At 38.5% G+C, this 12,577-nt stretch carries 10 protein-coding genes; 8 read left to right on the top strand and 2 right to left on the bottom strand.

Going from position 1 to position 12,577, the window contains the following annotated elements; genetic code table 11:
• Window positions 1-2: 2 nt before the first annotated feature.
• From lepB to CBF35_RS08285, 8 genes are all read left to right on the top strand, one after another.
• Window positions 3-560, top strand: coding sequence for a signal peptidase I (lepB, locus tag CBF35_RS08320; protein WP_126780028.1), 558 nt, complete (start codon window positions 3-5; stop codon window positions 558-560).
• A gap of 35 nt (window positions 561-595) precedes the next feature.
• Window positions 596-1,594, top strand: coding sequence for a DUF916 domain-containing protein (locus tag CBF35_RS08315; RefSeq protein WP_170174756.1), 999 nt, complete (start codon window positions 596-598; stop codon window positions 1,592-1,594).
• 157 nt (window positions 1,595-1,751) lie between these two features.
• A complete protein-coding gene (locus tag CBF35_RS08310; protein WP_126780024.1) occupies window positions 1,752-3,077 on the top strand; it encodes an ABC transporter substrate-binding protein in 1,326 nt (441 codons plus the stop codon).
• A gap of 87 nt (window positions 3,078-3,164) precedes the next feature.
• Window positions 3,165-4,061: a carbohydrate ABC transporter permease gene (locus CBF35_RS08305; protein ID WP_126780022.1), complete on the top strand. Its 897-nt coding sequence runs from the start codon at window positions 3,165-3,167 to the stop codon at window positions 4,059-4,061.
• Window positions 4,051-4,875 carry a carbohydrate ABC transporter permease gene (locus CBF35_RS08300; protein ID WP_126780020.1) on the top strand — a complete coding sequence of 275 codons (825 nt, stop codon included), beginning with the start codon at window positions 4,051-4,053 and terminating at the stop codon, window positions 4,873-4,875. Before CBF35_RS08305 ends, CBF35_RS08300 begins: the two co-directional genes overlap by 11 nt.
• 9 nt (window positions 4,876-4,884) lie before the next feature.
• Window positions 4,885-5,997, top strand: a complete 1,113-nt coding sequence (locus CBF35_RS08295; protein WP_126780018.1) for an ABC transporter ATP-binding protein — start codon at window positions 4,885-4,887, stop codon at window positions 5,995-5,997.
• Window positions 5,978-6,772 carry a sugar phosphate isomerase/epimerase family protein gene (locus tag CBF35_RS08290; RefSeq protein ID WP_126780016.1) on the top strand — a complete coding sequence of 265 codons (795 nt, stop codon included), beginning with the start codon at window positions 5,978-5,980 and terminating at the stop codon, window positions 6,770-6,772. The genes CBF35_RS08295 and CBF35_RS08290 overlap by 20 nt, the downstream gene beginning before the upstream one ends.
• Before the next feature lie 241 nt (window positions 6,773-7,013).
• The gene (locus CBF35_RS08285) at window positions 7,014-8,945 is read left to right on the top strand and encodes a bifunctional metallophosphatase/5'-nucleotidase (RefSeq protein WP_126780014.1); all 1,932 of its coding nucleotides are present in this window, start codon (window positions 7,014-7,016) and stop codon (window positions 8,943-8,945) included.
• A 48-nt stretch (window positions 8,946-8,993) separates the two neighbouring features.
• Here the strand turns inward: CBF35_RS08285 and CBF35_RS08280 are convergent, their stop codons facing one another.
• Window positions 8,994-9,854, bottom strand: a complete 861-nt coding sequence (locus tag CBF35_RS08280) for an ROK family protein (RefSeq protein ID WP_126780012.1) — start codon at window positions 9,852-9,854, stop codon at window positions 8,994-8,996.
• A gap of 21 nt (window positions 9,855-9,875) precedes the next feature.
• Window positions 9,876-12,569 (bottom strand): alpha-mannosidase, encoded by a 2,694-nt coding sequence (locus CBF35_RS08275; RefSeq protein ID WP_126780010.1) that lies wholly within the window; start codon window positions 12,567-12,569, stop codon window positions 9,876-9,878.
• Between the last annotated feature and the right edge of the window lie 8 nt (window positions 12,570-12,577).

The raw sequence follows: 12,577 nt of genomic DNA, 5'->3' as shown, positions 1-12,577 counted from the left end.
AAATGAAAGAAAAGCGAAAAAAGCCAAACAGATTTTCTTTTTCGATTCTGTTAATGGCTGCCATTATGGGAACCACTTTGACGCTATTAGCAATTGGGCTAACTTTCCGAATAGCTGTTGTTCAAAGTAATGAAATGGCACCGACTTTCTTAGCTCAAGATATTCTAGCTATTAGCTCTAATGAGCGGATTAGGCGTTTCGATTTAGTTTATTTTACAAGTCCGGCTCAAGAGGGCAAACTAACTCTTAGTCGGGTGATTGGCTTAGCTGGTGAAGATCTTTATTATAAAAATGATCAGCTCTATGTGGATGCAGAAGAACTTGGGGAAGATTATTTAGCCAGGGGAAAAGCCGACTTAGTTAGCAGTCTTTTGACAGCTGATTTTACTTTAAGAGGGGTGACTGGCCAAGGAAAAGTACCGGCGAAAAGTTACTTTGTCTTAGGCGATAACCGGCAGATAGCACAAGATAGTCGGGAGTTTGGTTTTGTTCATGAGGAACAAATTAAAGGCAAAGTTAGTGCCAAACTCTGGCCTTTAGGACAGTTAGAAATATATTGAACTGAGGAGTTAACGAATGATTGAAAGTGATGACTATGAAAAAGATACTTACATTTATTAGCGTTAGTTTGTTAATGATAAATCAGAGCAATGTGAGCTTAGCTATGGATAAGGACAGTGTTGGTATCGGCTTTACGTACCACAATGAGATTCCAGAAAATCAACTTGCAGAAGGAAATTACTTTGATTTATTAGTTGAACTTGGGGCCGAGCAAAGGTTAGTCACAAGAATTCACAATTATGAAAATCGCGACATGATGATAAAAATTTCGATTAATGATAGCAAGACAACACCTGAAGGGCTGATTGAATATGGGGAAAGTCGGTTGCAAAACACACCAGCTTTAAGGTATTCCTTAGTCGATTATTTAACAGGACCAAAAGAAATTTTAGTCAAAGCTCAGACTAGTCAAGCCGTTACTTTTGATTTAAAGATGCCAACTGAGCATTTCGATGGTCTTTTATTAGGTGGGATTCAGTTACAAGAAGTCACTGGGGCAAGAGAGGAAGTCTCAGGCTTTTCAGTTGAAAATGAATATGCCTTTGTCTTTTCAGTTTCCCTACGTCAAAATCACAAAGAAGTCCCTTTAAAGTTAAATTCCTTGGCAACGACTTATCAACATGACAATAATCAAAGCTTTGTGACTTTAGGAATTACCAATGATTCACGGCTAATTGGCAAAGAATTAAGCTTAAGGACAACTTTGTATGAAGCTGGTACTGAGGAGCCCTTAGCTGAAAGCCAACTAACGGATTTTAAGTTAGCCCCAATGTCGATTTTTAATTACTCAATGCCTGCCACTAAATTAGCAGCAGGAGAATACTTGACAAAGACAACTATAAAAAGGGCCGATCAAGAGTGGTCTTGGGAGGAGGGCTTCACAGTAGAAGTTGAAGAAACAGAGGGAGCTGAGCCTCAACTTATGAGTGATAAAAAAAGTAAGTCATTATTCCCTTTAGTATTAGTTGCTAGTTGTCTACCAATAAGTACGGGAATTTTGTATTATGTTTTATTAAAAGCTAAAAATAGTTAAAAAAGAGCCTAAGGGCTTTTTTTTACGTAATAATAACGCTAATCTTGCTGAAATTTTACAACGTATTTACATTCATTCATTACAATGTGTTTGTAAGGTGCTAAGTTCAGAGGGCAACCTTGCTAATGAAACAGTTAAAAAGTGGAGGGAAGATAAATTGAAAAAAGTCAGTCATAAATTTTTAAGTTTAAGTGCAGTGGCCTTGTTAAGTCTAGGTTTGTTAGCTGGTTGTAGTCAAGGGGAGTCAGCGGAAAAGGCTGAGACTAGTAAAACGAAAGAGCAACAAGAAAAAGTGAGTATCGAATATTGGCACGCCAATGCAGATACCCAAGGCGGTAAAACCGTAACAGCCTTAGTTGATACGTTTAATCAATCGCAAGATAACATCCAAGTGACTGAAAAATTCAACCCAGATATGTATAAAGGCTTAATGCAAAACATGCAAGCAGCTGTCGCTTCAAAAACAACCCCAGATGTTGTTCAAATTGGTTGGGCCTTTCTTGATTATTTTTCAACTAATTTTGAGTATTCAGAACCACAAAAATTAGCAGCAGAGATGGATCCTGACAACGCCACCTTTTTAGAAGATAATTTTTTACCAAATGTCTTAGATTTGGCTAAAAATAATGAGGGCAAACAAGTTGGTGTGCCTTATTCTTTAAGTACTCCAGTGTTATACATCAATCAAGACCTTTTAAAAGAAGCTGGTTTGTCAGCAACAGGACCAAAGACTTGGCAAGAAGTTAAAAGTTTTGCTAAAACAATTAAAGAAAAAACAGCGAAATATGGGGTTTACATTCAAGAGCCAATGGATAACTGGGCGACTCAAGCTTTATTAGAAAGTAATGGCGCGACTTTTATTACTGAAGGGAAAGCCACCTTTGCTTCACCAGAAGGAATCGAAGCCTACCAATTATGGGCGGATATGGTTTTAACCGATAAATCAGCACCGAACATTGGTTGGGACGAAGGGGTTCAAAGTTTTATTAAAGGGGATGTGGCAATGTTGTATACAACGATTGCCCAAAGAAATAACGTCCAAAGTAATATTAATTTTGCTGCCACAACGGTTTCTTCACCAGCCTGGGAAGGCAAGACACCACAATTACCGGCTGGTGGTGCAATGCTAGCAATTACTGCCACAACAGATGAAAAGAAAAAAGCCTCATGGGAATTCATGAAGTATTTATACAGCATAGAAAGTGTCTCAGAATGGACGAAAGGCACAGGTTACGTGCCACCTCGTAAAGACGTAGCGGAGGCTGAAAACGGCCTGAAAGCTTTCTTAGCTGAAAATGAAATGATGCAGCCAGCGATTGCCCAAATGGATAAAGTCGTTTCATGGAGTTCTTTCCCGGGAGATTCCGGTTTAGCCGCGGAACAAAAATTATTAGACATGCGTGACCAAATTTTAACAGGCAAAGTCCCAGTGGCTGAAGCTTTAGAACAAACACAAAAAGAAATTAACGAACTTTTGAAATAAACAATTAGCTTAAACTAAGTGACGGCTCAGAACTGTCCTTAGTTTATTTTATCAAAGAGCCTATTTTTTAGAAATGAGTGAATATTAATGAAAGTCCCAGTTAGTAACAAACTGGCTAGTCTGAAAGGGTTGTTATACTTATTACCTTCGATGTTAATTTTTATCGTCTTTATGATTTGGCCACTACTTTATACCGTTTATCTGAGCTTTTTTAAGTGGAACATGGTTTCACCAACTAAAGAGTTTGTTGGATTAGCCAATTACATAACGATTTTTCAAGACAAAAATAGTTATAAAATCATGTTAAATACCTTACTATACATTGTCTTTCTCGTGATCTTTTGTTGTGTAGTCCCTTATGTTTTATCTTTTGTAATGGACCAAATAATTAAGAAATACCAAACATTTTATAAAACCATGCTCTTTGTCCCAGCAGTTATTTCTTTAGTCGTGGCTTCGATTTTGTTTACTTGGATATTAAATCCAGTTTCAGGGCCTTTAGCGATTATTTTAGGTAAGGTTGGCATAACAATGCCTTTTTGGACAAAGCTCGATGGTTGGGTGATTTTTGTGATTAGTTTGATTACGTCTTGGAAAGTCTTTGGTTATAATTTTATCGTGTTATATGCAGCAGTAGCCGGAGTGTCTCGGGAACTAATTGAAGCTGCACGTCTGGATAATTTATCAAACACAACGATTTTCTTTAAAATTGTCTTACCGATGAGTAGTTCAACCGGGATTTACATCTTCATTATTACCATCGTCCAAGGCCTGCAATACGTTTTTACGCCGATTAAAGTAATTACCCAAGGCGGCCCTAATCAAGGGAGTTCTAACTTGATTTACAGTTCTTATCAACAAGCCTTTGAAATGTATAACACAGGCATGTCATCTGCTTTATCCGTTTTGACGATGGTGATTTTCGCTGTCCTACTAGTGCTGGAATTCAAGTTTGTTGAGAAGGGAGTTTATTATGAAAACTAATAAATTAACTTTTAGTTGGTGGCACTTAGTTTTTCTATTACTTATTTTAACAGCGATGTATCCAATTATTTTTTCAATTAGTAACTCTTTTAAACCTTTAAAAGAAGCCTATCATACTATTTTAAATTTAATTCCAGTCAATTTTACCGGGGATAATTACCGCTATTTATTCGATACGTTACCAATTGTTAAAATCACTATGAACACCTTTATCGTGGCAAGTGTCTCAACAGTCGTGAAGTTAATAACCTCATTTTTTGCCGCCTATGCCTTAGTATTTTTTGAGTTTAAAGGCAAACGGCCCCTTTATATTATTCTCGTGGGAACGATTTTTATTCCTTTTACTGTGACGATGATTCCAAATTATTTAATGGTGGCCCGAGTTGGCTTAATCGATTCCGTTTGGGGCGTCATTTTACCTCAACTTGCCGATGCCATGGGAATTTTTTTACTGACCCAAACCATGCGTTCAATTCCCAAAACGTTAATTGAAGCGGCGAAACTAGACAATATTAAAGATGGCAAAATTATGACTGGGATTGTCTTTCCTTTAAGCCGTCACGCAATTTCTTCAACTGGCATCTGGTTCTTTATTACGACTTGGAACGAATATGTCTGGCCCGTCTTAATCTTAAAGAAGACGGAAAATTACACCTTACCTTTAGCTTTACAAAATTACATTAGTGCTGAAGGCGGCACTAACTTTACGGTGGCGATGTCGGTTTCAGTTGTGACGATGATTGTGCCGTTAACTCTTTACTTAATTTTTCAAAAATACATCATTGGGACCTTCGTGTCAGCAGGGATCAAATAGGAGCAGACTATGAATGAAATAGAATTAAAAAACGTTTCAAAAAACTATGGTGAGACAGCGGTTATCACTAACTTAAACTTAAAAATTAAAGAAGGGGAGCGTTTAGTTTTATTAGGACCCTCTGGCTGTGGCAAGTCAACAACCCTACGGATGATTGCCGGTTTAGAAGGGATTAGCCAAGGGGACTTGTATTTAAATGGTCAAAAAGCCACTAACTTACCAAGTGGTGAACGGGAAATGGCAATGGTTTTTCAAAACTACGCCTTATATCCGAATATGACTGTGACGGAAAACATTGTCTTCGGTTTAAAAGCCAATAAAGTCGAAAAAACCGAAATTGAACGGCGACTAGAAAAAGTCTTAATTATGTTACGTTTAGAAAAGTACCGTGATCGCCTACCGAAAGATTTATCGGGAGGTCAAAGACAACGGGTAGCTTTAGCTCGAGCCGTCGTTAAACGTTCAAAGTATTTTTTACTAGACGAACCGTTATCGAATTTAGATGTCACCTTACGTCATTCCGCTCGTAAACAATTAGTTGAGATTCATGAAACGTACCATCAGACCTTTGTTTACGTGACCCATGACCAAGTCGAAGCTATGACAATAGGTCAGCGGATTGTCCTACTTAATGAAGGGGAAATTCAAATGATTGATACGCCTGAGCGGGTCTATCATTTTCCGAGTAACTTATTTACCGCTTCATTCATCGGCTCCCCGAAAATGAATTTACTGCCAGTGACTTATCAAAAAGGCTTAGTGGGGCTATCAGAACAAGTCATTGAATTGAGTCAAGGGTGGCAAGACTACTTAGTCGAGCAGGAGCAAGCAAAGTTAGTTTTAGGCATTCGGCCTGAGCATTTGAAACTCTCGAAAACCCCGAAAGAGAATAGTTTAAAAGGGCAAGTGAAGTACATTGAAAACTTAGGTGCTACATTTGCGATTACAGTTCTTGTAGGTGATAGTGAGTGGCTTGTCCTAGACGATTATAAAAAGTGGCAAGTGACTGACGAGGTTTACTTACGTTTTAACTTTTATAAGCTCCACTTTTTTGATCCAGTCACAACAAATACATTAGGATACCCAAAGGAGATTATCGATCATGACAATTTTTGTGAGTAGTAATGTTTTTATTGAAACAAGTTTTGATGATGTTTTTGACTTGTTAAAAGAAATACCTAACAATCAAGACATTGGCATTGAAATTTTTCCGAATTTTAAAAATGCAGCTTTCCAAGTAGCCTTGGAAAAACAAATGCCTCATTTGAAACAACATCCGATTAGCCTTCACGGCCCCTACTTTAACATCGAGCATAGTGCAGCCAAAGGGACGGAAGCTTATGATTACGCCATGGCAGAAGTTACTGAGATTTTTGAACTAGCTAAAGAAACTCAGGCAGAACACATTGTTTTTCACCATAATAATAAAATCATAACTCCTGAAAACAAAGTAGAAACGATTAGTGAAGCGAGTAAAAATTTAGCGGAACTAAATAAATTAGCTAAAGTAGCAGGTGTGCCTTTATATGTGGAAAATGCCGGGGTCAATTCATTAGGGACTAACTTATTTACGGAAGAGGAATTTATTGCCGAATGCTTAAAGATCGAAAATGAGGTCTTAATTGATATTGGTCATGCTCATGCCAATAGTTGGAATTTAGAAGCAGTCATTAAAGCTTTAGGGACTAAGATTAAAGTCTTTCATGTTCATAATAATGATGGAGTCGGCGACGGTCATCAGCGAATTTTTGATGGCAGTTTAGATTTTAAAGCATTTCAAAGACTCTATCAAACTTACACACCAACAGCAGATATTGTTTTAGAATACGGCTATCAATTGGCCACAGATTTTTCAGCGATAGTTGCTGATATTGCTTATATTAGAAATGAATTTTAACTAACGAGCAAACTCCAATCAACTTTTGATTGGAGTTTTTTAATAAAGTACAAAATACTTTTATTGTTGGTTAAATTAAAGAGCAGGCTAGATATCCCTTAAAATAAGTCCTTGTGGCAAGTAAGCTTAGTATAGTTGTGAAGGGTTTTTAGAACGACTAATGAATAACTAAAATAAGCTTGTTTTTAAAAATGATAACGTTTACAATCGAGAGTGTTACTAAATTTTTTAGGGGGACGTTATGAAAAAATTACAAGCTTCATTAGTTATTGGGGTAGCAAGTACACTTGTTTTGGCTGGTTGTACTACTTCCAAGAAAGAGCAGCAAACTGAAAAGTCATCAGCAACAAAGGAAGTCACTATTTTAGGAACTTCTGATATCCATGGTCGTTATATGCCTTGGGATTATGCGACAGATGTGGAAAATAAAGATGGAAGCTTCGCTCAAATCAGTACAATCGTTAATGAAGTCAGAGGGGAAGACCCGAATATGCTGCTAGTAGATGCTGGCGATTTAATTCAAGATAACTCAGCGGAACTTTTTCAAATGGATGAACCACATCCTGCCACCGAGTCCTTAAAAGCTTTGAAATACGATGTTTGGACAATGGGCAATCATGAGTTTGATTATGGCTTTGATGTGTTAGATAATATTACGAAACAATTTGATGGGGCAGTTCTTGGCGGAAACGTGCAGTTAGAAGACAGTACACCCTATTTTGAATCTTATAAAATTATTGAAAGAGCTGGCATTAAAGTCGGATTTATTGGCATGACGACACCGATGGTTGCTGAATTTAAAGAAGATACTGATATTTTTGATGGTAAAAAATTAACTGATCCAGTTGAGGAAACGATTAAAGTCATTAAAGAAATTAAAGAAGAGACGGACTTATTAGTTGCCGTTGTTCATATGGGAATTGAAAATGAAAATAATATTACGAATACTGGTGTTGCAGATATGGCTAAGAAAGTTCCAGAATTAGATGTAATTTTTGCTGGTCATATGCATACTTTAGTTGAAGAAGAATTTATTAACGACGTTTTAATTGTCGAGCCAGATAAGTATGGTCGTTATGTTTCTCGAGTAGATGTGACGATGGAAAAAACTAAAGAGGGCTATGAAGCGACGAAGAAAAGTGGATCGGCGATTAAGGTGGCTGACTATGAGGAAGATCCTGAAATCACTAAGTTATTAGCTGATTCTCATGAAAAAGCTCGCAAAGACGCTAATACCGTTCTTGGTAAACTTGTCGGAATGGACTTAGTCCCAAGTGATGAAATTAAAGGTATTCCTCAAGCTCAAATTGAAGAAACGCCATTAGTCAATTTCTTTGGGGAAGTGATGCAACATTATAGCCAAGGGGCTGACGTCGTTGCCTTCCAAATTGATACAGATACGCCGAAACTGGATCAAGGGGACATTCACAAAAAAGACATTGCTAAAAACTATCAGTATGCTGGTGGAGAAGTGACGGTTTATGAATTAACAGGGAAAGATTTGAAAGATTACATGGAGTGGGCAGCTGGTTATTATAACAGTGTCAAGCCAGGTGATGTGACTGTTAGTTTTAATGAAGAACGCCGGACGAGTAAATATAATACAAATGACCGCTTTTATGGTCTTAAATATGAGATTGACTTACGTGAGCCAGCTGAGGAGCGAATCAAGAACTTACGACGTTTAGACAATACGCCGATTAACCCGGAAACACCAATTAAAATCGGGATGAATGCTTATCGAATGAAGTTTTTACAATCTGAAAGTGGCCCTCTGGTCGGTCGTGAATTTAAAGAAATCTCTAGTACAACAGCAAGTGATAGCTACGGTGAAACTGAAGGACGGATTCGTGAGTTATCAGCTCGTTATTTAGATGAAGAAGTTGATCGAGTATATGAAGGAAAACTATTGAACAATTGGCAAATTGTTGGTCTGACTGACGATCAAAAGAGCCGGGAAGCGGTTGTGGCTTTAGTTAATGCTGGCATGTTAGAATTACCAAGTGCAGCTGAAGGAACGGTAACTAACATTGCTTCGATTAATGTCCAACAGGCAGTGACGAGTGAAGAAATCAAAAGCTTAGCTGAAAAAGCGAAACTGTCAGAAAGTCAGTTAGCAGAAGCGAAAACAACAGGGGAACTGTACCAAAAAGTTGCAGCTAGTTTAAAATAAAAGGATAAAAAAGTACCTCAATCACGTTTAGTGATTGAGGTACTTTTTTTAGTCTAAGGCTTCTTTAGCTAACAGAAGAGTCCCCGTAATTCCAGCATTATCACCAAGTTCACAATAAACAATGTAGTCATTTAGTGGTGGCGTGGCGTAATAACCTGCCATTAATTCTTCGAAGTAACTCCGAACCCGACTAAAGAGTTGTTTTTGTTTCATCACGCCACCACCAAAAATAATAATTTCTGGGGATAAAGTCAAGGCGTAATTGACACAAGCTTGGGCTAAATAATAAGCTTCAAATTCCCAAGCTTGATGGTCTTCCGCTAAGTTGAACGCTTTTTCGTGGTAACGAGCTTCAATTGCCGGACCAGCGGCTAAACCTTCTAAACAGTCGCCGTGATAAGGACAAACCCCAGCAAAACTATCTTCAGGGTGTTTTTTAACCATAATGTGACCCATTTCCGGATGGCTAAACCCTTGAATGATTTGGGAATCAATGACTGCGCCACCACCGATGCCAGTGCCGACAGTTAAGTAGATACAACTGTCTTTGCCGACAGCCGCCCCTAGTTTTAATTCCCCATAAGCCGCGGCGTTAACGTCCGTTGTAAAAGCCATGGGAATCTGATAACGGTCTTTCATAGCCCCTAAAAAATCAAAGTCGCGCCAGCCTTTTTTTGGCGTTGAGGTAATGTAACCGTAAGTATTTGAGTTAGGATTAACGTCAATTGGACCAAATGAGCCAATGGCTAGTGAGGCTAGTTGATGTTGATCAAAAAAGTTAAAAACTTGAGCTAAAGTTTCAGTTGGTGTTGTTGTTGGAATCGTTAGTTTATCAATCATTTTTAAATCAGGAGTGGCTACCCCACAAACAAATTTTGTACCGCCAGCTTCAATTGCACCAATTAACATAAAAATCACCTTTCTTACTTACTATATTTTAGTCCAGAGTAAACTATTAATCTCACCAGGGGCAAGGACAGTTGACAGTGGTTTGTCATGAATTTCTTCAATTAAAGTACAACGGGCTTTGTGATAGCCAGGAATGTGAATGTCTAAAGGTGCCGCTGTTGTATTTGATAAGTTATAGCCACGAGTAATAATCTCACTTTGGTTTTCTTTCCGCTTTAGAGCAGTCATTAAGTATGCTGAACTATTAATTGTCATGAAAGTCTTTGTTGGTGCTAGGGGACCTTGATGACTGTCAGTTTGTTTAACTGATAAAGGAATTTGGAAATTTTGAGCCCGTTGGTAAGTCTCGTGTAAATCTGTCCCACCATGGAAGTCAATGGCATAACGAACTGTTTGCTCACCTAAACATTGAGCTTCTGGTGTTGGGAAGTAACCCCAGTCACCCATCTCACCGACTGAACGATGAAGAGTTAAGGCAATTGTACCATTTTCTTGAAGGATTTCGTACTCATTCAAGCCATAGTTAGCAACTGTTACACCGTAATTATCTGTGTGTAAATTAACAAAAGCATGTTGATGTTGGGGATTTGTCGGATTTTCCCAGGAGTCGCTAACGGTATTAGGTCGTTCAACAACTTCGTAAATACTTTCGGCAAAATGACTTTCCGCCATGATATTAGTTGGGAAGAGCACCCGTAAACGATGGTCCTTAGCTTGGTTGTTAAAGGAAGTCGCAAATTTCAATTGATGACTGCCCGCCTCTAAACGAATCCTTGTTTTTAAAACAAAAGGCATCAATTCTTTGCTACGGCCAGCTTGGCGTTGACGCATTTCAACGACTGCCTGCATTTCTTTTTGTAGTAACTCTTCAGCAGCCACGGGAATCATTAAAGTTTGGGTTAATTCGACTTCGGCTAAATAAGGACTATCAGTGACAACTTCGATCGTATGAGGGAAGTCGTGAGCAAAGATTGCTTGGTCGTTTTTAGGTTGTTTAAAAATGTACTCATTACCGACATCACCGACATTTTCGAAAGTTAAGACATTTGGATAAATTTGGTGATTGGCTTTGTCCGTGACTGTTAATTGACCGTTGGCCATAATTTCAGCATGAATAAAGTCATTTTCTAAAATAGAACCGCCAGCTGAAATTAACGAAAGGTCAGTTATTGTCATAGCTTTAGTTTGTAAAGTTAAAGCTAAGGCTTGCCATGATAGGGCAGGCATCTCTTGGACAGGAATTCTGACTGTCACGTAAATCGCCATATATGGCACGCGGAAAGCGTCTTTCGGTAAGTCATAGTTGAAGCGAACCTCATGTTTGACAATTTCAGCGGGAATCACGTTGTTTTGGCTATCAACGACCATTAAAGCTGGTAAGTCTCTGCCGGCTAACTCAGCATATAATTTTTCAGGTACGCCACTGGCAAAAGGTAGGCGATCCCATTCGATTTCCGTTTCAAAAACATCGCTCTTGGCATTACCGCCAGTGTTGAATATGACGAAAGGCTTGCTTTCACTAGGGAAAGTCGATGTGTCAATGGCATTAGTTAGTTGTTCTAAGGCTTCATTTGCTAAAAATTTCCCAACTTCTTGGGCTTTATCGAAACGAGTCATCATTTCCCTGTGAACCTCATCAACACTACAACCACAAATACTATCGTGGGGGTGGTTTTGCATTAACAATTTCCAAGCGTAGCGCAGTTCATCATGAGGGTAAGTTCCAGTTACTTCATAAGCCATTGTTGCTAAAGGTTCAGTAATACTTTCTAACTGTCGTTGAACATCAGTATTTTTTTGTTTCAAATAGATTCGAGCCGAAGCAGTATTCGCTAAGGTATACCAGCCATCAGTTTCTTGGCTTGTTAATTCCCCTTCAACGGTACTTAAATCTGCAGGTAAGTCAGCCATCACAGCAGCTAAATACTCATCAAAACTACTGTGAATAAATTCGTAATCAGCGTATAAGTCATTGGCAACTTTAATTGCCCTAGTGACATCTTTTTGGACAGGTTGGTGATCGACGCCATTCATCATTAGTAAGTGGTCAGTTGAGGCATACAGTTCTACGTCAGCTAACTTTTGTTGCCAAAAAGTTTTGGCTTCCTCAATCTCAGTAGGGATTTCGTTCCCATTACTGTACCAATTGGCGAAAAGGAGACTGAAAATCTTGGAGCCGTCTTTGCCTTGCCACCACATTTCTGAATATTGGGAACTGTACTTTTCATCATTAATTACTGCGTTGTCAAAGCCAGTTGGTTTCACTCCCCGGCCAAAAGCAGCAATCTCAATGCCTCCTTCTTTCATCATTTGGGGGGCTTGCCCCATATTGCCGAAAGTATCTGGGAAGTAACCTAGTTTTACTGGCTCTCCCCATTTACGGCTTTCTTCTAAACCGACTAACATATTCCGAGTATTAGCTTCACTACTAATTAAAAAGTCATCTTGTAAAATATAGAAGGGCCCAATTTTTAATTTGCCAGCAGTAATAGCTGCTTGGACTTCATCCCGTTTATGCGGGCGGACTTCTAAATAGTCGTCTAAAGAAATTGTTTGGCCATCAAGATGGAAACTATGGAAGTCAGGATCTGTTTTAAATAATTCTAATAAGTCGTCCATTAAAGCGACTAAACGCATGTGGTGTTGCTCATAAGGTAAGTACCATTCCCGGTCCCAGTGACTATGGGAGATAACATAAACTTTTTTCTTTGCCATGTGTAAAC

The organism is Vagococcus salmoninarum (genome assembly GCF_003987495.1).
Classification (GTDB): Bacteria; Bacillota; Bacilli; order Lactobacillales; family Vagococcaceae; genus Vagococcus_D; species Vagococcus_D salmoninarum.
This window is presented reverse-complemented; position numbering and strand designations above follow the sequence as displayed.